General features: G+C 72.3%; 22 protein-coding genes, 2 tRNA genes and 1 pseudogene. 12 read left to right on the plus strand and 13 right to left on the minus strand.

Features of this window, described 5'->3' with window-relative positions; translation table 11 throughout:
* Positions 1–367 precede the first annotated feature (367 nt).
* A pseudogene (locus ACP7BI_RS12820) lies at positions 368–844 on the plus strand (helix-turn-helix domain-containing protein); the annotation flags it as partial.
* 217 nt (positions 845–1,061) lie between these two features.
* Here ACP7BI_RS12820 and ACP7BI_RS12825 read toward each other — a convergent pair.
* The 4 genes from ACP7BI_RS12825 to ACP7BI_RS12840 all read right to left on the minus strand — a co-directional run bounded on the left by ACP7BI_RS12825 (position 1,062) and on the right by ACP7BI_RS12840 (position 3,745).
* A tRNA-Arg gene (locus ACP7BI_RS12825) sits at positions 1,062–1,133 on the minus strand.
* A 75-nt stretch (positions 1,134–1,208) separates the two neighbouring features.
* Positions 1,209–1,991 carry an NlpC/P60 family protein gene (locus ACP7BI_RS12830; protein ID WP_208063783.1) on the minus strand — a complete coding sequence of 261 codons (783 nt, stop codon included), beginning with the start codon at positions 1,989–1,991 and terminating at the stop codon, positions 1,209–1,211.
* A 115-nt stretch (positions 1,992–2,106) separates the two neighbouring features.
* Positions 2,107–2,919, minus strand: coding sequence for a C40 family peptidase (locus tag ACP7BI_RS12835; protein WP_425846954.1), 813 nt, complete (start codon positions 2,917–2,919; stop codon positions 2,107–2,109).
* Positions 2,920–3,073: 154 nt separating this feature from the next.
* Positions 3,074–3,745 (minus strand): iron dependent repressor, metal binding and dimerization domain protein, encoded by a 672-nt coding sequence (locus ACP7BI_RS12840; RefSeq protein ID WP_425847050.1) that lies wholly within the window; start codon positions 3,743–3,745, stop codon positions 3,074–3,076.
* Between the two features lie 88 nt (positions 3,746–3,833).
* Here ACP7BI_RS12840 and serC point away from each other — a divergent pair, with 88 nt between their 5' ends.
* A complete protein-coding gene (serC, locus tag ACP7BI_RS12845) occupies positions 3,834–4,937 on the plus strand; it encodes a phosphoserine transaminase (protein WP_425846956.1) in 1,104 nt (367 codons plus the stop codon).
* Positions 4,938–4,948: 11 nt separating this feature from the next.
* Here serC and ACP7BI_RS12850 read toward each other — a convergent pair whose 3' ends face one another.
* Positions 4,949–5,659, minus strand: coding sequence for a DUF3027 domain-containing protein (locus ACP7BI_RS12850; protein ID WP_425846959.1), 711 nt, complete (start codon positions 5,657–5,659; stop codon positions 4,949–4,951).
* Positions 5,643–6,017: a cold-shock protein gene (locus tag ACP7BI_RS12855; RefSeq protein WP_211450248.1), complete on the minus strand. Its 375-nt coding sequence runs from the start codon at positions 6,015–6,017 to the stop codon at positions 5,643–5,645. The genes ACP7BI_RS12850 and ACP7BI_RS12855 overlap by 17 nt, the downstream gene beginning before the upstream one ends.
* A 99-nt stretch (positions 6,018–6,116) precedes the next feature.
* On the opposite strand from ACP7BI_RS12855, the gene ACP7BI_RS12860 reads away from it, so the two are divergent.
* The 6 genes from ACP7BI_RS12860 (at position 6,117) to ACP7BI_RS12885 (ending at position 12,530) form a co-directional block, all read left to right on the plus strand.
* Positions 6,117–6,431, plus strand: coding sequence for a hypothetical protein (locus tag ACP7BI_RS12860; protein WP_026374334.1), 315 nt, complete (start codon positions 6,117–6,119; stop codon positions 6,429–6,431).
* Positions 6,431–8,092 (plus strand): helicase-associated domain-containing protein, encoded by a 1,662-nt coding sequence (locus ACP7BI_RS12865; RefSeq protein WP_425846962.1) that lies wholly within the window; start codon positions 6,431–6,433, stop codon positions 8,090–8,092. The genes ACP7BI_RS12860 and ACP7BI_RS12865 overlap by 1 nt, the downstream gene beginning before the upstream one ends.
* 72 nt (positions 8,093–8,164) lie before the next feature.
* Positions 8,165–9,814, plus strand: a complete 1,650-nt coding sequence (locus ACP7BI_RS12870; protein WP_425846965.1) for a DNA repair helicase XPB — start codon at positions 8,165–8,167, stop codon at positions 9,812–9,814.
* 54 nt (positions 9,815–9,868) lie between these two features.
* Positions 9,869–10,564: a response regulator transcription factor gene (locus tag ACP7BI_RS12875; protein ID WP_021010709.1), complete on the plus strand. Its 696-nt coding sequence runs from the start codon at positions 9,869–9,871 to the stop codon at positions 10,562–10,564.
* Positions 10,565–12,178: a sensor histidine kinase gene (locus tag ACP7BI_RS12880; RefSeq protein WP_425846968.1), complete on the plus strand. Its 1,614-nt coding sequence runs from the start codon at positions 10,565–10,567 to the stop codon at positions 12,176–12,178.
* 61 nt (positions 12,179–12,239) lie between these two features.
* A complete protein-coding gene (locus ACP7BI_RS12885) occupies positions 12,240–12,530 on the plus strand; it encodes a WXG100 family type VII secretion target (RefSeq protein ID WP_026374331.1) in 291 nt (96 codons plus the stop codon).
* A gap of 270 nt (positions 12,531–12,800) precedes the next feature.
* On the opposite strand, the gene groL is transcribed toward ACP7BI_RS12885, so the two are convergent.
* From groL to ACP7BI_RS12900, 3 genes are all read right to left on the minus strand, one after another.
* Positions 12,801–14,420 carry a chaperonin GroEL gene (gene groL, locus ACP7BI_RS12890; RefSeq protein WP_211450256.1) on the minus strand — a complete coding sequence of 540 codons (1,620 nt, stop codon included), beginning with the start codon at positions 14,418–14,420 and terminating at the stop codon, positions 12,801–12,803.
* A gap of 116 nt (positions 14,421–14,536) precedes the next feature.
* Entirely contained in the window at positions 14,537–15,097 is a 561-nt protein-coding gene (locus tag ACP7BI_RS12895) for a LytR C-terminal domain-containing protein (protein ID WP_425846971.1), read from the minus strand.
* Positions 15,094–15,468: a DUF3263 domain-containing protein gene (locus ACP7BI_RS12900; RefSeq protein ID WP_425846974.1), complete on the minus strand. Its 375-nt coding sequence runs from the start codon at positions 15,466–15,468 to the stop codon at positions 15,094–15,096. The genes ACP7BI_RS12895 and ACP7BI_RS12900 overlap by 4 nt, the downstream gene beginning before the upstream one ends.
* 82 nt (positions 15,469–15,550) lie before the next feature.
* Between ACP7BI_RS12900 and msrB the strand changes: the two genes are divergently transcribed.
* Entirely contained in the window at positions 15,551–15,949 is a 399-nt protein-coding gene (msrB, locus tag ACP7BI_RS12905; protein WP_211450261.1) for a peptide-methionine (R)-S-oxide reductase MsrB, read from the plus strand.
* 44 nt (positions 15,950–15,993) lie between these two features.
* A complete protein-coding gene (locus ACP7BI_RS12910; protein ID WP_425847053.1) occupies positions 15,994–16,638 on the plus strand; it encodes a GNAT family N-acetyltransferase in 645 nt (214 codons plus the stop codon).
* Between the two features lie 9 nt (positions 16,639–16,647).
* On the opposite strand, the gene ACP7BI_RS12915 is transcribed toward ACP7BI_RS12910, so the two are convergent.
* Entirely contained in the window at positions 16,648–17,580 is a 933-nt protein-coding gene (locus ACP7BI_RS12915; RefSeq protein WP_425846977.1) for a DMT family transporter, read from the minus strand.
* Entirely contained in the window at positions 17,577–18,101 is a 525-nt protein-coding gene (locus ACP7BI_RS12920; protein ID WP_425846980.1) for a GNAT family N-acetyltransferase, read from the minus strand. The genes ACP7BI_RS12915 and ACP7BI_RS12920 overlap by 4 nt, the downstream gene beginning before the upstream one ends.
* Before the next feature lie 46 nt (positions 18,102–18,147).
* Between ACP7BI_RS12920 and ACP7BI_RS12925 the strand changes: the two genes are divergently transcribed.
* A tRNA-Thr gene (locus ACP7BI_RS12925) sits at positions 18,148–18,219 on the plus strand.
* A gap of 92 nt (positions 18,220–18,311) precedes the next feature.
* On the opposite strand, the gene ACP7BI_RS12930 is transcribed toward ACP7BI_RS12925, so the two are convergent.
* Positions 18,312–19,289 (minus strand): DsbA family protein, encoded by a 978-nt coding sequence (locus ACP7BI_RS12930; RefSeq protein ID WP_425846983.1) that lies wholly within the window; start codon positions 19,287–19,289, stop codon positions 18,312–18,314.
* A gap of 4 nt (positions 19,290–19,293) precedes the next feature.
* Positions 19,294–20,184 carry a DsbA family protein gene (locus ACP7BI_RS12935; protein WP_425846986.1) on the minus strand — a complete coding sequence of 297 codons (891 nt, stop codon included), beginning with the start codon at positions 20,182–20,184 and terminating at the stop codon, positions 19,294–19,296.
* A gap of 176 nt (positions 20,185–20,360) precedes the next feature.
* Between ACP7BI_RS12935 and ACP7BI_RS12940 the strand changes: the two genes are divergently transcribed.
* A complete protein-coding gene (locus tag ACP7BI_RS12940) occupies positions 20,361–21,437 on the plus strand; it encodes an ABC transporter ATP-binding protein (protein ID WP_425846989.1) in 1,077 nt (358 codons plus the stop codon).
* Positions 21,438–21,496 lie beyond the last annotated feature (59 nt).

The raw sequence follows: 21,496 nt of genomic DNA on the forward strand, positions 1-21,496 counted from the left end.
CGTTGAGCACGTCGAGGTCTTTCGGACGGTGAGTGTAGGAACTTCCATCCTGGAAGACCTCGACCCCTATCCCCGAACCGACGCGACCCGAACGTCTACACCGTCAACTGCGAAGAGCCATTAAACCGGGGACGGTTCAAAGTCCTCTCCACCCACACCGTCGACCCCGACCGCCCCTACTGGCGCAACAACGACAGAAGCCCCGGCCGATGGCCAGGGCTTCTCCCCAATATGAACGATGACGCGGAACATCTATGAACGATGTCCCGCGTCATCACAACGGTGCCCCTGGAGGTGTCGGGGTTCGTGACATAGGTCTCACTTGATAGGTCCCTGATGAGTCGCGACATCGGTCACAGTCGCTGGCATGTCTCGCGCTCGCGTCGCCGTCCTGATGATCGTCTCGAAGCAGCTGACGGTGACCGCTGCGGCGGCCGAGTACGGCATCACCCGCCGGCACCTCCATCGACTCCTGGCCCGGTACCGGGAAGGCGGCATCGACGCGATCGAGCCACGCTCCCGCGCGCCTCACAGCAGCCCGAGACGGACGCCGCCCGAGGTCCGCGAGCGGATCGTGCAGCTGCGGCGGCAGCTGAGCGCCGAGGGCCGCGACGCCGGCCCGGTCACCATCGGCTGGCACCTCGAGCGAGAGGGACACCTCGCGCCTTCGACGTCCACGATCCGCCGCATCCTGCACGAGGCCGGACTGATCACCCCCGAGCCGCGCAAGCGCCCCCGGTCGTCGTGGATCCGGTTCGAGGCGGCGCAGCCCAACGAGACCTGGCAGTCCGACTTCACCCACTGGCGACTGGCCGACGGCAGCGACGTCGAGATCCTCAACTGGCACCCCACCGCGCCAACAACCGCGCAACACCCGGCGACACCTACCGCGCCACCCCGAAAGCGCTCGAAACCGGCGAAGTCCTCGCCACCAACGACATCGACCCCGACCGCGCCTACTGGCGCAACACGAGAAGAGCCCCCGGCCGATGGCCAGGGGTTCTCTCTTCGTGACCTATGTCGCGACTCAAGTGAGACCTATGTCACGACTCATCACACGGTGCCCCTGGAGGGACTCGAACCCCCAACCAGCTCCTTAGGACGGAGATGCTCTTCCATTGAGCTACAGAGGCAGGCCCGACGAGTCTAGCGCCGGGCAGAACGCGGAGCGCCCGCCCCAGCGGGACGGGCGCTCAACGAGTCGACGATCAGGTGATGTCGATGAACACCGGGGCCGAGCCGCCGATGTTGACGCCCGCGACCACCGTGTTGTAGCCGGACCAGCCGCCGTGCACCGCACGGCCGCCACCGATGTAGATGGCGATGTGCGCGCGACCGGTGCCGCCGTTCGAGTAGTAGATGACATCGCCGGGCGAAGCCTGCGACATCGGGATGGTCGGACCGAGGTTGAAGAGCGACTGCATGCCCGAGTACGGGAGACCGGCGGCAGCGATCGAGCGACGCACGAGCTGCACGCAGTCCTGCGACACCCCGACCTGCGCGAGCGCGGCGTTGGCGATCGCGCTGCCGGTCGCGCCCGCCGGCGCTGCAGCGGCAGGTGCCGGCGCCGACGAACCGCCCGCGGTGCCCGAATTCGTCGTGGCGCGCTCCTGGCGCTCCGCGGTCGCACGCTCCTCCGCCGCCGCCGCCTGCTCGCGACGCTCGGCCTCTGCAGCCGCCTCGAGCTCTGCTCGGATCTCCTGCAGCTCTGCCGCAGTCGTGGCGGACACCTCGAGCCGCGAGCCGCTCAGCTCGCTCTCGCCGGCCGTCACGATGCCCGAGACGGACTGCGCGTCCTGGGCGACGAACGCCGAGTAGGACTGACCGGTCTCGCTGTCGCTGCTGGACGCGAAGGCCGGGAGTGCGAGCGGGGTGGCCAGCGCGGCCGCCACGGCGATCACGCCGACGCGTCGTGCGTTCCGGACCACGGCAGCGCGATCGATGCGCTTCTTGCCGGGCTGGTCGGCCGACATCTCGGTAGGACTCGTCACAGGCTGATACTCCAAAACTTTCGTGAGAACGATGCGCCGCCGGGCGGCACCTCGGGCAACGTTACCAAACCGTTACCTCTTTGTCACCCTCTGCAGAGCAACTCGTGGAAGCGGCTCAGAACCGCCGGACCTGCGGAGTCCCGAACGCGGCGACCATGGCCGAGTAGCTCGAGTACTTCACAGGCTTGCCGCTCGTGGCCGCGTGGATGATCTGGTTGCCGCCGACGTAGATGGCCACGTGGCCGCTCCACACCAGCAGGTCGCCGGCCGCGACGGCCGACGCCGACACCGGCGAGCCGTAGCCCGCCTGGGCGTTCGAGGAGTGGGGCAGGTAGTGGCCGGCCTGGCCGTAGACCCACTTCGTGAAGCCCGAGCAGTCGAAGCCCGTCGCGGGGCTCGAGCCGCCCCAGACGTAGGGCACGCCGAGCTGGGACTGGGCGATGCCGACGATCGAGCCGTTGGCAGGCGGCGCGTTGACCGGCAGGGCGGCCGCGGCGGTCGTCGCCGACGCGGCGGTGCCGCCGGCGGCGGTCGTCGCCGTCGCGGCGAGCTGCGCGCGCGCCTCGGCGAGCTCGGCCTGGCGGGCCTCCTCCGCCTCGCGCGCCGCGTTCCGGATCTCCTCGAGCTCGGCAGCCGTCGTGCCCGAGATGCCGTCGCGGGCGACGAGGTCGACCCGGGCGTCCTCGGAGACCGTCACGCGCTGCGAGTTCTCGGCGATGATGCTCGCGAGCTCGGCCTGGCTGTACGACTCCGACTGCGGCGCGAAGGCGGCGGCGGGGAGCGAGAGCGCCCCCACGAGGCCCGCGGCGATGCAGACGACGCCGAAGCTCTTCGCACCCTTGCGGAGCGAGCTCGTCATCGTCGACGCGGGCGCTCCACGCTCGGCCATCGGTGAGACGGCGATGGCCGTCGTCGAGTGCTGTCCCATGCGTTCGTGTTCCCCCAAGCGGTGCAGTTCCCGCACCGCGAGGTGCAGGGCTGACCGTGCGAGAGTACCCGAGCGTTACCGAATCGTCACAATCGTCCACAGGCTACCGGCGAGCCTCCGAGCGGCCTGGACGAAGGCTGGAAGCGAGGCGTCCTCAGGCTGTGAGGTAGACGTGGCGGGCCAGCTCGACGGGCAGCTCGATCGCTTCGCCGCCGGCGACATCGAGGCGGATGCGGCCGGCAGCCGCGCTCACCACGACCGTCGCGCCGGGCACGAGGCCCGCCGCCTGCAGCTCGCCGAGCCCCTCGACGTCGGCCTGGATCGGCTCGCCGAGCCGGCGCACCACGTGCTCGCCCCGCGCATCCGTCGCCGTCATCACGCCGTCGAGGAACGGCTCCGCGGCGGGCAGCCCCAGCTCGTCGAGCCCCGGGATCGGCGTGCCGTAGGGCGACTCCGTCGGGTTGCCGAGCAGCGTCAGCAGCCGGCGCTCGACCTGCTCGCTCATCACGTGCTCCCACCGGCAGGCCTCGTCGTGCACGAGGCTCCAGTCGAGGCCGATCACGTCGGCGAGCAGCCGCTCGGCGAGCCGGTGCTTGCGCAGCACGCGGATCGCGAGCGCGCGCCCCTCCTCGGTGAGCTCGAGGTGCCGGTCGGCGCCGACGATCACGAGCCCGTCGCGCGACATGCGGTTGATCGTCTGCGAGACGGTCGGTCCGGAGTGGTTCAGGCGCTCGGAGATGCGGGCGCGCAGGGGCGCGATGCCCTCCTCCTCGAGATCGAGGATCGTGCGGAGGTACATCTCTGTCGTATCGACGAGATCCGCCACGCCCAGTACCGCTTCCTCTGCCTCAGCCATCCCTGGCGCATTCCAACCCATCCCACCCTATGCTTCAGCCGCTCGTAGGATCATCGGTGTGAACGATCTGCGCATCCCTGCCGAGCTGCTCCCCGCCGACGGGAGGTTCGGCTGCGGGCCCTCGAAGGTGCGGCCCGAGCAGGTCGCGCATCTCGAGGCCAACATGGCGCTGCTCGGCACGAGCCACCGGCAGGCGCCGGTCAAGGCGCTCGTGCGCTCGGTGCGCGAGCAGCTCGGGCAGCTCTTCTCGCTCCCCGACGGCTACGAGGTGCTGCTCGGCAACGGCGGCTCGACCGCGTTCTGGGACGCGGCGGCCTTCTCCCTCATCCAGCACCGCTCGCACCACCTCGTGTTCGGCGAGTTCGGCGGCAAGTTCGCGAAGGCTGCCGCGGCGCCGTGGCTCGAGGCGCCGAGCGTCGCCGCCGCCGAGCCCGGCTCCCGCCCCACGCTCGACCCCGTGGAGGGCGTCGACGTCGTCGCCTACCCGCACAACGAGACCTCGACGGGCGTCTTCCACCCGGTGATCGGGGCCCAGGCGGATGCGCTCGCGGTCGTCGACGCCACGAGTGCGGCGGGCGGTCTCGCGGTCGACGTCTCCGCGGCCGACCTCTACTACTTCGCCCCGCAGAAGAACTTCGCCTCCGACGGCGGTCTGTGGTTCGCGATCGCCTCGCCCGCCGCGATCGAGCGGGTCGAGCGGGTCGCGGCGTCCGGGCGCTACATCCCCGAGTTCCTCTCGCTGCAGCAGGCGGTCGTGAACTCGCGGCTCGACCAGACCCTCAACACCCCCGCGCTCTCGACGCTCCTGCTGCTGCAGGAGCAGCTGCGCTGGATGCTCGAGCAGGGCGGCCTCGACGCGATGGCGGCGCGCACGGCCCAGTCGGCCGGCACCCTCTACGCGTGGGCCGAGGCGCGGCCCGAGGCGACGCCCTTCGTCGTCGACCCCGCACACCGCTCGAACGTCGTCGTGACGATCGACTTCGACGCGTCGGTCGACGCGGCGGCGCTCGCGAAGGCGCTCCGGCAGAACGGCGTCGTCGACACCGAGCCCTACCGGAAGCTCGGCCGCAACCAGCTGCGGGTCGCGACGTTCGCGGCGATCGAGCCGGCCGACGTGGTGCAGCTCACGCGGAGCCTCGACTTCCTGCTCGACGCGCGGTAGCCGCCGGGGCGCTACTCCTCGTCGTCGTCGGCGACGTCGTCGGCGTGGTCGCCGTGCCCGTCGCCGTCGTCGTCGACGTCCTCGAAGTCGTCGTCGAAGTCGTCGTCGAGGTCTGACTCGAGATCCGACTCGAGCTCCTCGTCGTCGCCCTCCTCGGCGGCGGCCTCCCTGGCCGCGAGGTAGTCGGCGAGCCGCTCCGACCACGGCACCCACGCGGGCGCGAGCAGCGAGCCCTCGCTCGGCAGCAGCGCGACCTCGAGCACCGTCGGGCCGCCCTCGATGCCGCGCGAGAGCAGCACGGTCCACGACCAGTCGGGGTAGCCGGGCAGCTTCGACGCGTGCCGGATCGCGACGACGCGGTCGCCCTCCGCGAGCGCGTCCTCCACCTCGCCGACCGCGCCCTTGGGCGCGACCTCGTCGAGCGCCGAGAGCGCGAGCTCGAGCTCCTCCATCGACGGCACCGTCGGGACGGGCACGACGGCGGGCTGCTCGGGCGCCGGCTCCGCGGTCTCGTCGGCCGCTTCCGCGGGCTCGTCGGTCGACGCCTCGTCGGCGGTCGTCGGCTCGTCGACGTCAGCGGCGCTCGTCGGTTCCGAGATCTCGGGCGCCTCCGTCGCCTCCGGCGCGTCGGCAGCCGGAGCCGAGCCGTCGTAGCCGGGCACGATGTCGAGGGCCGCGCCGTCGACGGTCGCGCTCTCCGCGCGCTCAGGCGTCGAGGTCATCAGCGACCCTCCGGAGCATCTGCGCGACGGTCGAGCCGTGCGCGGCGCTCGGGTAGCGGCCGCGCCGCAGGTCGTTGCCGATCGTGTCGAGCAGCCGCACGAGGTCCTCGACGATGATCGCCATGTCCTCGGTGTCGCGTCGCGCGGCCTTGACGGCCGTGCTGCCGAGCACGCGCAGCGAGAGCGCCTGCGGGCCGCGCCGGCCCTCGGCGATGCCGTACTCGACCTTGGAGCCCGGCTTCACCTGCACGCCCTCCGGCACCGCCGACGCGTGCAGGAAGACCTCGACGCCGTCGTCGCCGGCGATGAAGCCGAAGCCCTTGGCCTCGTCGAAGAACTTCACCCTGCCCGTCGGCATGGCACCCTCCCGCTCAGGATCGAGGTGCGGCACCCCGCCGCACGGCACCCAGCGTAGTGGGCGTGCCGGGGCTGCCTCCCACGGCGGTATCCTGGTGGGATGCCGAAGGCGAGCAGCAACCCGACGCAGCGCCCCCGCAAGAAGGCGCCGCAGCAGCAGGCGCCGGTCGCGCGGTCGCCGCGCGACGCGGTCGAGCGCGTGCTGGCGTTCCTGGTCGTCGCGCTCGCCGCGATCGCGGTGCTCGGCTTCGCCGGCGCCATGCTGCACGTCGCGTTCCGCGACAGCGTCGAGCTCTTCGCGGGCATCGCCTGGCAGTACGCCTACTGGCTCCCGCTCATCGCGCTCCCCCTCGCCATCGTCTGCCTCGTGGTGCTCGTCATCGTGAGCGCGGCGGGCAAGTCCCGCAGGCGCTGATGGACGTCGTCGCGCTCGCGGCCCGCATCCAGGCGATGCCCGACGACGCGCTCGACCTGCTCGTCACCGAGCGGCAGGCACCCCCGCAGCTCGCCTCGACGTTCGACCTCGCCGAGCACCTGCTGACGGATGCGTCGATCGCGCTAGCGCTCCGGTGGCGGTCGGGCGCAGAGCTCGCCGGGCTCGCGGCGCGCACGTCGTCGCCGAGGCTCGACATCCTGCTGCTCGGCGTCGACGGCGTCGCGCTGCCGCCGGTCGCCGCGCTCGCAGCCGACGCGCTCGACCGTCGCGCCGCGAGCGCCGCAGCGGGCGCGGCGCCCATCGACGCGGCGCCCATCGACTCCCCCACCGCGCCGCAGCTCGCGATCGACGAGGCGATCAAGATCGCCGAGCTCGTGCATCGCATCGCCGATCACCCCGTCACGCTCCGCTCGCGCGCGCAGCTGCCGGCGGCCGTCGTGCGCGACCTCGCCGCCTCGATCGACGCCGAGCCGGGGCAGCTCGACGAGCGGCTCGAGCTCGCGAGCGCCGCGGGCCTCGTCGACAAGCACGACGGCCGGCTCCGCGCGACCGTCGACGCCGACGCGTGGCTCGCCTCGCCCGTGCCCGACCGCTGGCTCCGGGTCGCGACCGCCTGGCTCGAGGCGACCGGCGACCTCGCGGCCGTCGCGACCGGCGACTTCCCGCTCGCCGACGACGCCGTGCGGGCCGTCCGCGAGCGGCAGGCGCGGCAGGCGCGCCGGCTCGGGCTCGTCGACGGCAGGCACCCGACGACGCTCGCCGCCGTGCTCGCCCACGACCCGGGTGCCGCGCGCGAGACGCTCGCCGCCCACGTGCCGCCCGCCACCGCATCCGTCTACCTGCAGCCCGACCTCTCGGCCGTCGCCCCCGGGCCGCTCCGCGCCGCCGTCGACGCGCGCCTGCGCGGCATCGCCCGCATCGAGCGCGCCGGCATCGCCTCGCAGTGGCGCATCACCGCGCAGAGCGTCGCCGCGGGCCTCGCGAGCGGCGAGAGCGCCGACGGGGTGCTCGAGTTCCTCGCGGGCATCTCGCTCACCGGCGTGCCGCAACCGGTCGCCTACCTCGTGCGCGACACCGCCGCGCGCTTCGGCAGCGTGCGGGTGCGCTCCGTCGACCCGACCGCCGAGGGCGGCGCCCGCGCGCAGGTGCGGAGCGACGACGAGCAGCTGATCCGCACGATCGCCGTCGATCGCGCGCTCGTCAACGCGGGCCCCGTGCAGACCGGCCCGCACCGCCTGACCTTCCGGCTGAGCGCCGAGGAGGTGCTCGAGTCGCTGCTCGAGGAGCGCTACCCCGCCGTGCTCGAGGACGACGAGGGCGAGCTCGTGCTGCGCCGCCCCGAGCGCGCGCCGCGCCGGGAGCGCGAGCGGCACCGGCTCGTCGCGCGCTTGCGCGACGCGGGCTTCGAGGTCGGCGAGCAGGAGCGCGCGTGGCTCGAGCGGCAGCTGCAGTCGGCGGTGCGCGAGCGCATGCCCGTGCGCCTCACGGTGACGACGTCGAGCGAGCCGGTCGACGTCGAGCTCGTGCCGCTCGCGGTCGCGAACGGCAGGCTGCGCGCCCGCGACGCGAACCGCGACGTCGAGCGCACCCTCCCGCTCAGCGCGATCACGAAGGTCGCGGGGCTCGGCGTCGCGAACTGACGCGCCATCGGGCCGGAACGCCGTCGGCGAACGCTGGGGCTGTACCCCTGCAGGGCAGTAGGCTGGAACGCTATGACTCTCGGCCCCCTGATCGTCCAGTCCGACCGGACCGTGCTGCTCGAGGTCGCGCATCCCGACGCGGCCGCAGCCCGGCAGGCGCTGCAGGTGTTCGCCGAGCTCGAGCGCGCTCCCGAGCACATCCACACCTACCGCGTGACGCGCCTCGGTCTGTGGAACGCGCGCGCCGCCGGCCACACCGCCGACGAGATCATCGGCACCCTCGACCGCTACGCGAAGTTCCCCGTCCCCGCCGGCGTCGCGCAGGACATCCGCGAGACGATCGGTCGCTACGGCCGGCTCGTGATCGAGCGCGACGACGAGGGGCTCGTGCTCCGCAGCCAGGACCGCCCCGTGCTCGAGGAGGTGCGGCGCTCGAAGAAGATCGCGCCGCTGCTCGACGGCCCCGCCGACGGCGGCATCCGCGTCGTCGACTGGGCGCGCGGCGAGCTCAAGCAGGAGCTCGTCAAGCTCGGCTGGCCCGCCGAGGACCTCGCGGGCTACACGCCCGGCACTCCGCTCGACATCGAGCTCGTCGAGGACGGCTGGACCCTGCGGCCGTACCAGGCGGATGCGGTGACGCACTTCGCCGACGCCGGCTCGGGCGTCGTCGTGCTCCCGTGCGGCGCCGGCAAGACGATCGTCGGCGCGGCCGCGATGGCGGCGACCGACACCACGACCCTCATCCTGGTCACGAACACCGTCTCGGCGAGGCAGTGGCGGGCCGAGCTGCTCGCCCGCACGAGCCTCACCGAGGACGAGATCGGCGAGTACTCCGGAGCGTCGAAGGAGATCAAGCCGGTCACGATCGCGACCTACCAGATCCTCACGGTCAAGCGCGGCGGCGAGTACGCCCACCTCGGCGTGCTCGACGCGCTCGACTGGGGCCTCATCGTCTACGACGAGGTGCACCTGCTGCCCGCGCCGGTCTTCAAGCTCACCGCCGACCTGCAGGCGCGGCGCCGGCTCGGCCTCACCGCGACGCTCGTGCGCGAGGACGGCCGCGAGTCGGACGTCTTCAGCCTCATCGGGCCCAAGCGCTTCGACGCCCCGTGGAAGGAGATCGAGGCGCAGGGCTTCATCGCGCCCGCCGAGTGCTTCGAGGTGCGCATCGACCTCGACGAGGACGAGCGGCTCGAGTACGCCGCCTCCGGCGACCGCGACCGCTACCGCATCGCCGCCTCGAGCCCCCGCAAGATCGACACCGTCCGCCGCGTGCTCGCGCAGCACCCCGACGAGCCCACGCTCGTCATCGGGCAGTACCTCGACCAGCTCCACGAGCTCGCCGCCGCGCTCGACGCGCCGCTCATCACGGGCGAGACGCCCGTCTCCGAGCGCGAGGAGCTCTTCCAGGCCTTCCGCACCGGGCAGGAGCGCGTGCTCGTGGTCTCGAAGGTCGCGAACTTCTCCGTCGACCTGCCCGACGCATCCCTCGCCGTGCAGGTGTCGGGCTCGTTCGGCTCGCGCCAGGAGGAGGCGCAGCGGCTCGGCCGGCTGCTGCGGCCGAAGGGCGGCCGCACGGCGAGCTTCTACACGATCGTCGCGCGCGACACGGTCGACCAGGAGTTCGCGCTCGGCCGCCAGCGCTTCCTCGCCGAGCAGGGCTACGCCTACACGATCCTCGACGAGCACGAGCTCGGTCTCGCCGACCGCGCAGCGGTCTGAGCGCGTTCCGGCGACTCCCAGACTCTTCTCAGGCAATCACCAGAGACTGTCCGCATGACCGAGCCGAACGCCAAAGTCCTCGTCGTCGACGACGAGCCGCACATCCGCGACCTGCTGACGACGAGCCTGCGCTTCGCGGGCTTCGACGTGCGCGCCGTCGGCGCGGGAGCCGCCGCGATCTCCGCCGTCCTCGAGGACGAGCCCGACCTCATCCTGCTCGACGTCATGCTCCCGGACATCAACGGCTTCGGCGTGACCAAGCGGCTGCGCGCATCCGGCTTCACCTCGCCCATCCTCTTCCTCACCGCGAAGGACGACACCGAGGACAAGATCAACGGCCTCACCGTCGGCGGCGACGACTACGTCACGAAGCCGTTCTCGCTCGACGAGATCATCGCCCGCATCAAGGCGATCCTGCGCCGCACGATGGCCGAGACCGACGACGCGACGATCCACGTCGGCGACCTCGCGATGAACCAGGACACGCACGAGGTGACGGTGCGCGGCGAGGAGATCGAGCTCTCCCCCACCGAGTTCAAGCTGCTGCGCTACCTCATGCTCAACGCCAACCGCGTGCTGTCGAAGGCGCAGATCCTCGACCACGTCTGGGAGTACGACTTCAACGGCGACGTCGGCATCGTCGAGTCCTACATCTCCTACCTGCGGCGCAAGATCGACGACGGCGCGAGCGAGCCGATGATCGTCACCAAGCGCGGCTTCGGCTACATGCTGAAGTCCCCGAAGGCGTAGGTGCGACGGGCGCTGATCCGCCTGCTCGGCCGCGCGTCGCTGGCCGGGCGGATCAGTGCACTCATCGTCGTGGTGATGACCTTCGGGCTCGTGCTCGCGGGCATGGGCACGCTCAGCATCATCCGCGACGCGCAGGTCGCCGACATCGACGTCGAGATCGAGGAGGCGCTGCTCGCGTTCACGAGTGAGCCGGTCACTCGCCGCGACTCGCCCGAGCAGTGCGACCTCGCGCAGCGGATGCCCAACACCTACTACCTGGGCGTCGCCCAGGCCGACGGCGTCATCGTCTGCGACAACAAGCTGCCCAACCCCGAGAACCCCGACCTGTCGGGGCTCTCGCTCGCGACGCTCGTCGAGCAGCCGAAGGCGTTCACGATCCCCTCGATCGACGGGCAGTCGACGTGGCGCACGCTCGTCGCGCCCACGACGGTCGAGGGCACCGGCGAGCTGCTCATCTCGGTCGTCGCGGTCAACACCGAGCGGCTCGAGGCGACCACCGGCACGTTCATGCTCGTCTTCGCCGGCTTCTCGGTGCTCGCGGTCGTGCTCGGGGCCGCCCTCACGCGCATCCTCGCCGTCTCGACGCTCCGCGGCCTGCGGCGCACGGCGAAGCAGGCCGAGCGCTTCGCCGACGGCGACTACGAGACTCGCCTGTCGACCGAGCACCCGCGCACCGAGGTCGGCTCGCTGCAGCGCTCGCTCAACGGCATGCTCGATCGCATCGAGGCCGCGATCGAGCAGCGCGACGAGTCGGTGAAGCAGATGCGGCAGTTCGTCGGCGACGCGAGCCACGAGCTGCGCACGCCGCTCGTGTCGGTGCGCGGCTACGCCGAGCTCTACCGGATGGGCGCGATCTCGCGCCCCGAGGACGTCGCGAGCGCGATGGAGCGCATCGAGGGCGAGGCGAAGCGCATGGCTCGGCTCGTCGAGGACCTCCTGCAGCTCGCGCGGCTCGACGAGCGCCGCCCGATGGACCTGCAACCGCTCGACCTCGTGCCGCTCGTCAACGACGCCGCCTCCGACACGCGCGCCGGCTCGCCCGACCGGCAGGTGCACGTGCTCCCGATCGACGCGGATGCGATGGGTCCCGTGGAGGACGACGTCGACGACGCGCTGCCCGACGCGATCTTCACCCCGCCGCCGCTCACCCCGCCCGCGATCGTGCTCGGCGACGAGCTCGCGCTGCGCCAGGTGATCTCGAACCTCATCGGCAACGCGCTGCGCTACACGCCGGAGGGCTCGCCGATCGAGCTCGCGGTCGGCGTCACCGCGCGGCGGCGCCGCGCGGTCGTGATGGTCGTCGACCACGGGCCGGGAGTGCCGGCCGACCAGCGCGGCAAGGTCTTCGAGCGCTTCTTCCGCACCGACGAGTCGCGCGCTCGGGAGACGGGCGGCTCGGGCCTCGGCCTCGCGATCGTGCGCGGCATCGTGCGCGCGCACGGCGGCCGCATCGACGTGGTCGAGACGCCGGGCGGCGGCGCGACGTTCCGCTTCGCGATCCCGCTCGCCTCCGACGAGGCGGTGATGGCGCTCAGCCACAAGCTCCGCCCGGCGGACTACCCCAACACGATCTCGGGCGACCATCCACAGGCGCACGCCGGCTCGCGCCGCTGACCCGACGCATCCCCCTACCGTCTGACTCGAGCGCGGATGCTCCGCGCGGGATCGAGGGATCATGAGCAGGTACGTCGTCGACGGCGACGCCATCCACGGCGCGCACCTCGCGGTGCGGTCGACCGCGTCGCGGCTGCAGTCGGAGTCCGCGGCGATGCTCGCGCAGCTGCAGGCGCTGCAGGACTCGTGGACGGGCCAGGCGTCGATCGCCTTCCAGGGCGTCGTGCAGGACTGGCGCGCGACGCAGCTGCGGGTCGAGGAGTCGCTCGCGAGCATCAACGAGGCGCTCGCGATGGCCGGCCGCCAGTACGACGAGGTGGAGCAGGGCAACACGCGGCTGTTCGCGGGCTGACTCCCCCGTTGGTCGAGCAGCCCGGCCGCAGGCCACCCGTCCCGTTGGTCGAGCAGCCCGGCCGCCGGCCGCACTTCCCGTTGGTCGAGTAGCCCGGCCGCAGGCCGGGCGTATCGAGACCCGGACACGGCGAAAGGCCCCAGCGTTGCTGCTGGGGCCTTTCGACTGGTGGAGCTCCTGGGTCTCGATACGCGAGCGGCTGCGCCGCTCGCTACTCGACCCTGATGCCTCCGCGCTCAGGTCCGCTGTGCGGACCTGAGCGCTGCGGCATCAGAAGTCCATGCCACCCGTGGGGTCGGCCGGCATCGCCGGCTGCTTCTCGGGCTTGTCGGCGACGACGGCCTCGGTCGTGAGGAAGAGGCCGGCGATCGACGCGGCGTTGGCGAGCGCCGAGCGCGTCACCTTCACCGGGTCGGCGATGCCCGCGGCGAGCATGTCGACGTACTCGCCGGTCGCGGCGTTGAGGCCGTGGCCGACCTCGAGGCTGCGCACCTTCTCGGCGACGACGCCCGGCTCGAGGCCGGCGTTCGTGGCGATCTGCTTGAGCGGCGCGTCGACGGCCACGCGCACGATGTTCGCGCCCGTCGCCTCGTCGCCGACGAGCTCGAGGCCCTCGAACGCGGTCTTCGCGGCCTGGATGAGCGCGACGCCACCACCGGCGACGATGCCCTCCTCGACAGCAGCCTTCGCGTTGCGGACGGCGTCCTCGATGCGGTGCTTGCGCTCCTTGAGCTCGACCTCGGTCGCGGCACCCGCCTTGATGACGGCGACGCCGCCGGCGAGCTTCGCGAGGCGCTCCTGGAGCTTCTCGCGGTCGTAGTCGCTGTCGGTGTTCTCGATCTCCGAGCGGATCTGGCGAACGCGGCCCGCGATGGCCTCGGCCTCGCCTGCGCCCTCGACGATCGTCGTCTCGTCCTTCGTGATGACGACCTTGCGGGCACGGCCCAGCAGGTCGAGCGTCGCGCTCTCGAGCTTGAGGCCGACCTCCTCGGAGATGACCTGGCCGCCCGTGAGGATCGCCATGTCGGCGAGCATCGCCTTGCGGCGGTCGCCGAAGCCGGGGGCCTTGACGGCGACCGACTTGAAGATGCCGCGGATCTTGTTGACGACGAGCGTCGCGAGCGCCTCGCCCTCGACGTCCTCGGCGATGATGACGAGCTGCTTGCCCGCCTGGATCACCTTGTCGACGATCGGGAGCAGGTCCTTGATGTTCGAGATCTTCGAGTTGACGATCAGAATGTACGGGTCCTCGAAGACCGTCTCCTGGCGCTCGGGGTCGGTCACGAAGTACTGCGACAGGAAGCCCTTGTCGAAGCGCATGCCCTCGGTGAGCTCGAGCTCGGTGCCGAAGGTGTTCGACTCCTCGACGGTGACGACGCCCTCCTTGCCGACCTTGTCGATGGCCTCGGCGATGAGCGCGCCGATCTCCTCGTCGGCGGCCGAGATCGAAGCCGTGGCGGCGATCTCCTCCTTGGTCTCGACCTCCTTGGCGTTGGCGAGCAGCTGCTCGCTCACCGCGGCGGTGGCCTTCTCGATGCCGCGCTTGAGGCTGATCGGGTCGGCGCCGGCTGCGACGTTGCGGAGGCCCTCGCGGACCAGCGCCTGCGCGAGCACGGTCGCCGTCGTCGTGCCGTCACCGGCGACGTCGTCGGTCTTCTTCGCGACCTCCTTGACGAGCTCGGCGCCGATCTTCTCGAAGGGGTCCTCGAGTTCGATCTCCTTGGCGATCGACACGCCGTCGTTCGTGATGGTGGGGGCGCCCCACTTCTTCTCCAGCACGACGTTGCGGCCGCGCGGGCCGAGGGTCACCTTCACCGCGTCGGCGAGCGTGTTGAGTCCACGCTCCAGCCCGCGGCGGGCCTCCTCGTTGAATGCGATCATCTTTGCCATTGCAGTTCGTCCCTCCTGGACGCTGTGGACGTTCATCTGGCACTCCGACGATAGGAGTGCCAGTACACGAGTCTGGCACTCTCACCTGACGAGTGCAAGCCGCGCGGGGGTCGGCGTCAGGGCGCGCTGGGCGTGGGCGAGTGCGTGACCGCACCGCCCTCCTGCGGCTCGGCGCTCGGGGCCGTGCCCACCGCATCCGCACCGAGCACGATCGTGATCGGCGTGCCGGTGATGCGGCCGTCCGAGAGCCGCGCCTCGCCGACGCCGAGGCCCTGCGCGAGCCCGCGCGCGACGGGCGCGAGCGACTCGTCGTCGTACCAGACGACGGTGCGCTCGACGTCGCCGCCTTCCGAGCCGCCGGTCGCGAGCACGCTCCAGCCCGCGTCCGAGAGCGCTTGGCCCACGCCGGCGGCGAGCTCGTGCTCGCCCGACTGGTCGAGGACGGTGATGGATGCGTCGACGCCGGGATCGATCTGCCCCGGGTCGGAGACGACCTCGGCGGCCTCGCTCGCGATCGGCGCGGGCGGCGCCGACTGCGGCCGCAGCCGGTCGAGCAGGAAGAGGCCGATCGCGATGAGCACGATCGTCGCGGCGAGCGCGCACAGCAGGATCACCCAGCGCGGCGTGCGCTGCGATGCGCTCGAGCGGTGGGCGCCGACGCGCTGCGTGCGGCTCATCGGCCCTCGCGCACGCGCAGCAGTCGCCGCACGAGCATCGGGTCGTGGTGGAGCGCCTCGGGCGTCTCGAGCAGCCCGTCGAGCACCTGGTAGTAGCGGGTCGTGGTCCAGCCGAACTCGGCGCGGATCGCGCGGGCCTTCGCGCCGCCGTGGCTCGTCCAGCCGCCCTCGAAGTCGAGCACGCGGCGGATGCGCTGCTCGCGCGCCGACTGCAGGTCGTGGGCCGACGCATCCGTCGTCGACTGCCCCTCGGGCTCGACGACCGAGTCGGCGGCCGCGAAGGCCAATGCGGCGGAGTCCAGCGCGGCGGAGTCCGGGGCCGCAGCGTCGTCGGCAGCCGGTGCGCTGGCGGGTCGCGGCTCGGTCGGCATGGTGCCGATCCTACGGGCGGCGGGGCGTTCCGCCCGCCGCGAAACACAGGGAGCGCAATGGCGCCGCGCGTACCATTGCGACATGACCGATCCCATCGAACGCTCCGACTCCGAGTGGCGCGAGGCCCTCTCGCCCGACGCCTACCGCGTGCTGCGCGAGGCCGGCACGGAGCGTCCCTGGACGGGCGCGCTGCTCGACGAGTCGCGCCAGGGCGTCTACGCGTGCGGCGCATGCGGCAACGAGCTCTTCGACGACGAGACGAAGTTCGACTCCGGCTGCGGCTGGCCCAGCTTCTTCGACGCGCGCGAGGACGCCGTCGAGCTCGTCGAGGACCGCTCGCTCGGCATGGTGCGCACGGAGGTGCGCTGCGCGAAGTGCCACAGCCACCTCGGCCACGTCTTCAAGGACGCGCCCCAGACGCCGACGGGCGACCGCTTCTGCATGAACTCCGTCGCGATGAGCTTCACGCCCGAGTCCTGAGGCACCGCGTCGAGGCACCGCGTCGCCGCTAGCGTGGCGGCGTGATGACGCTCGACGAGATCTGGCCGCTGCTCGGCCTGCGGCTGACGACCCCGCGGCTCGAGCTCCGGCCGCTCGCCGACGACGACATCCCGCACTACGTCGCCGCGGCAGCGGCGGGCATCCACGACCACGCGCCGCGCACTCCCTTCGGCCGGCCGTGGGACGAGTCGCCCGACCTGGCGGCGAGCTCGGCGCGCTGGATCTGGCAGGCGCGCGTGCGCGCAGAGCGCGACGACTGGGCGGTGATGCTCGGGGTGTGGGCCGACGGCGCGCTCATCGGCGCGCAGGACGTCGTCGCGCGCCGCTTCCCCGCCGAGCGCACGATCGAGACGGGCTCCTGGCTGCGTCGCGACGCGCAGGGCCGCGGCTTCGGCACCGAGATGCGGCTCGCGGCGCTGCTCTGGGCGTTCGACTCGCTCGGCGCCGAGGTCGCCGAGACCACCGCGTACGACTGGAACGCCGCGTCGCTCGGCGTGAGCCGCGCGCTCGGCTACCAGCCGAACGGCGAGAGCCGCCACTCCCCGCGCGAGGGCGTCGTCGAGCGCGAGCTCGACCTGCGGCTGACGGCGGATGCGCTGCGGCGCCCGACGTGGACGCTCGGCATCGAGGGCGGCGAGGCCGCGGCCCGCTTCCTCGGCCTGCGCTGACGATGGAGCTCAGGCCGAGCGGACGGCCCTGACGGGCCGACGGAGCGACGACACCGCGACCGCGACGATCGTGAGGCCCGCGCCGAGGAGCGACCACGCCGTCACGGGGTGGCCGGCCGGGAACAGCCAGTCGAGCAGGAGCGACGCGACGACCTGCCCGCAGATGACGCCGAGGCCCATCGTGAGCACGCCGAGGTGGTGCACCGCGACCGACATGAGCGCGATGAAGACGATGCCGAGGATGCCGCCCGCGTAGAGCCACGGCTCGGCGGGCAGCGGGCGCGCGGTGACGCCCGCGAGCGACTGGACGCCGACGAACGCCGCGAGCGCGACCGTGCCGACGAGGAAGTTCGAGACGGTCTGCGCGATCGCCGAGCGCGAGTGCCGCTGCACGAGGCCGCCGAACGCCTGCTGGAACGACTGCAGCAGGCCCGCGATGAAGGGCAGCACGACGAGCCACGCGCCCTGCAGCTCCCCCGCGCCGACGAGCGCGATGCCGACGGCGACGAGCGCGAGCAGCGCCCCGATGACGCGCGGCGCGGTGATCGGCTTCCGCGCGAGCCCGCCGAAGCCTGCCCGGTCGACGGCGAGCGCGCTCGTCGTCTGCCCAGCGACGACGCCGACGGTGTAGAGCGCGACGCCGGTCGTGCCGACGACGACGCCCTGTGTCGCGACGAGGAACGCACCGAGCAGCCCCGTCGTCGCGTACCACCACGGCATCGATCCGTCGCGGATGACGCCGACAAGCCTGCGCACTCCGGCCCTCGCGCCGGGCGAGACGAGCAGCAGCACGGCGAGCAGCCCGAGCCCGACGCAGAACGAGATGAGGGCGGCGAGCATGCCGTGGTCGAGCCGAGCGCCGAGCTCGCCGTTGATGCGGCTCTGCACCGCGAGGCCCGCACCGGCCGCGATCGACGCGAGCAGCCAGAGGAGGTGGATCACGCGACCGCCAATGGCTCGAGGTCGGGCGCGGGGTCGGGCGAGAGCCGCGCGAACCGCACGACGTCGAAGCGCGTGGCCATGCCGTGCTCGTCGACGTAGCGGAGCCGCTCCCGCTCGACGCCCTCGCGCACGTAGCCCGCGCGCTCGGCGACCGCGATCGAGGCCGGGTTGTTCGCGCGAGCGCCGAGCTCGAGCCGGTGCAGCCCCTCGGCGAACACGCGGCGGGAGAGCGTGTCGAGGGCGCGGCTCGCGAGCCCTCGGCCGCGCGCCGCGGGCGCGAGCCAGTACGACATCCAGGCGGTGCCGTGCACGGGTTCCCGCTCGGCGGCCACGACGCATCCGACCGCCTCGCCGCCCTGGTCGATCGCGAGCGCGTCGGTCGCGATCGCGCCGAGGTAGTCGCGCGCGGCGTCGAGCGTCTCGAGGGGCGGCGCCTGCCGGTGCAGGTCGGGCGAGGCGAGGAAGGCCGCCAGCACCGCGGCGGCGTCGCGCTCGGGATCCCAGGGGCGCAAGCGGCTCACCGGGCAAGCCTAGAATGGCTGGGCGCCGCGGGCGAACCCGCGCCGCGCCTCCTTAGCTCAGTGGTAGAGCAACGCTCTTGTAAAGCGTAGGTCGTCAGTTCGATCCTGACAGGGGGCTCTTGCGTCCGCAGCGCTCAATGCGCCGACGGCGCGTTGAGCGCGGAGGACGCAAGGTCGAGTAGCCCGGCCGCAGGCCGGGCGTACCGAGACCTACCGGCCCTCCGCGATGAACGCCGCCAGCGCATCCGCATCGTCAACGTCGCCGTCGAACGTGACGCCGTCGACGGTCACCGTCGGCACGCCGCGCAGCGGCTCGACTCCCTGCAGCGGCTCCTCGATCGCGCGCACGGTCGCTTGCCGCACCCACCACGCGAAGCGACCCTCGGCGATGCAGTCGCCCGCCTCAGCGCCGTGCTCGGCGGCGAGCGCGGTGACCGAGGCCGCATCGAAGGGCTGCCGCTGCAGCATCGCCAGCAGCGCGGTCTGGAACGGGCGGTACGCCTCGGGCTCCGCATCGGCGACGCACGCGAGCCCGTTGGCACCGAGCGTCGACGCGTAGCCGTTGCCGATCGAATCGCCGAGCGAGACGGGCAAGTAGGCCACGCGCGCCTCACCCGCGTCGGCGAGCTCCTCGAGCCGCTCGCCGCTCGCCTCGAGCAGCCGGTCGCAGTACTCGCACGCCGGGTCGACCACGACGAGCACATCGGGCACGTCGGATGCGTCGGGCAGCGGCTCGGGCGCGCCCTCGGCGGGCACGGGGTCGCGCTCGATCGCGCCGTCGGCGTCGAAGGCGATCGCGTCGGCCATGTTCGCGGGGCCGTCGGCGGGCGCGAGGGTGACGATCTGGCCGCCGAGCTCCTGCTGGATCGTCTCGAGCTCGGGGTCGCGGATCACCCAGCGGTCGAAGACGAGCACGGTCTGCTCCTGCAGCTGCCGCTCGGTCGCGACCGCGAGCGCCGCATCGGCGCTGGCGGCGAGGATGAGCTCGGTGTCGGCGCCGCACGTCGCGACGACCGGGTCGACGTCGCTCTCGCGGTACTGCTCGACGAGGTCGTCGCACTGCCCGCCCGCGTCGAGGTAGGCGGCGCCGAGCTCGCCGATCGTGGTGATGGGCGGGGGCGGCGACGCCGCGCACCCTGCCAGCACGGCGAGCGCGACGAGCGCGCCACCTGCCGACAGGGTGCGCATGCGCTCAGCCGTCGCTCGGGGCGGGCGACTCCGCGGGCTCGGGCGACTCGCTGAGCGAGCCGGCCGTGGCCGTGACGAACGCCTGGAAGCCTGCCGCATCGCCGGGGGCGCCGGGGTAGCGCTCGCCGTTGACGATGACCGTCGGCGTGCGGTCGGCGACCTCGCCGTCCGTGCCGGGCAGCGGCTCGGTGCCGGCGCGCACGGTGGCGTCCTCGACCCAGCTCATGAAGCGGCCTTCGGTGATGCAGTCGGCGAGCCCGCCCGACGTGTCGATGCCCGCCGACTCGGCGACATCGACGATCTCGTCGTTCGTCAGGCCCGGCGCGCCCTCCTCGGGGCGGTTGTCGAACATCGCGGAGTTGAACGCCCAGAACTGGTCGGGCGCGTGCTCGGCGACGCACGCGGCGGCGGAGGCGGAGCGCGTCGAGTACTTCGTGCCGAGCGACGCGCGGTCGAGGATCGAGATCGGGTGCACCTCGACGGTCGCCGCGCCGGTCTCGAGCAGCTGCTCGAGCGTCGCGCGGTTGGCCTCGTCGAAGGCGCCGCACGCGGGGCACATGTAGTCCTGGTAGATCCGGATCTGGATCTGGTCGTCGCGCGGCTCGGTCGGCGTCGGCTCGCCCTCCGGCGGCGTCGCCGGCGTGCGCTCCGCCTCGAAGCCGGCGCCGATCACGATGCCGTTGCTCGCCATGTTCTCGGGTCCGGGGCCCGCGGGGCGGATGCTGTTGACGATCACGACCGCCACGATGGCGACGATCGCCACGGCAGCCACGATGATGCCGCCGATCGTCAGGCCCTTCTTGAGGCGCTCCTTCTTGCGGCGCTCCTCCTGCATCCGGCGGGCCTGCTCGCGGGCCTGCGCACGACGCTCGTTCTTCGTCAGCTTCTCGCTCATGCGTCCTTGTCCTGGGTCGGCCGTGGTCACGGCGGTGGGCGCCGCTGGGGAAGGCGCGCCGTCTTCTAGGGTACCGGCAGGCCGACGTGCCAGGATGAGCACGCGGGCGACGACGCCCGTCCTCACCACGACGGATCGTCCGGCACGTACCTGCCGGTGGAAAGGGAGTATCGACAATGGCGTCTGTGACGTTCGACAAGGCCACCCGGGTCTACCCCGGCGGCAACCGCCCCGCAGTCGACGCGATCGACCTCGAGATCGGCGACGGGGAGTTCCTCGTGCTGGTCGGCCCCTCCGGCTGCGGCAAGTCCACGACCCTCCGCATGCTCGCGGGCCTCGAGGAGGTCAACGACGGCCGCATCCTGATCGGCGACCGCGAGGTCACCGACATGCCGCCGAAGGACCGCGACATCGCGATGGTGTTCCAGAACTACGCGCTCTACCCGCACATGACGGTCGCCGAGAACATGGGCTTCGCGCTCAAGATCGCCGGCGTCGCCAAGGAGGAGCGCGCGAAGCGCGTCGAGGAGGCAGCGAAGCTGCTCGACCTCGAGCCGTACCTGAGCCGCAAGCCGAAGGCCCTCTCGGGCGGTCAGCGCCAGCGCGTCGCGATGGGCCGCGCGATCGTCCGCCAGCCGCAGGTGTTCCTCATGGACGAGCCGCTGTCGAACCTCGACGCCAAGCTGCGCGTGCAGACCCGCACGCAGATCGCCTCGCTCCAGCGCCGCCTCGGCGTCACGACGGTCTACGTCACGCACGACCAGACCGAGGCGCTCACGATGGGCGACCGCATCGCGGTGCTCAAGGACGGCGTGCTGCAGCAGGTCGGCACCCCGCGCGAGCTCTACGGCCAGCCGGCGAACCAGTTCGTCGCCGGCTTCATCGGCAGCCCCGCCATGAACCTCATGGAGCTGCCCGTCTCCGAGCGCGGCATCGAGTTCGGCACGCACGTGACGCCCATCCCGCGCGAGCAGCTCGCGGCCGCGAAGGGCCACGTCGTCGTCGGCGTGCGCCCCGAGGACATCTCGGTCGCCGAGTCGGGCGGCGACGGCCTGCCGGTGCTCGTCGACCTCGTCGAGGAGCTCGGCGCCGACGGCTACCTCTACGGCCACGCCGACGTCGAGGGCAAGCGCGTCGACATCGTCGCGCGAGTCGACGGGCGCACGCACGCCTCGCTCGGCGACACCGTGTACATCACGCCCGACCCGGAGCACATGCACCTGTTCGACTCCGACAGCGGCAACCGCCTCTGACCGGCACCGAGCGACGGCCCCGTCCTGGCGACGGGGCCGTCGTCGTCGACGGATGCGTG

Origin of the sequence: Agrococcus sp. TSP3-2-1, from assembly GCF_049897585.1 — a bacterium.
GTDB lineage: Bacteria > Actinomycetota > Actinomycetes > Actinomycetales > Microbacteriaceae > Agrococcus.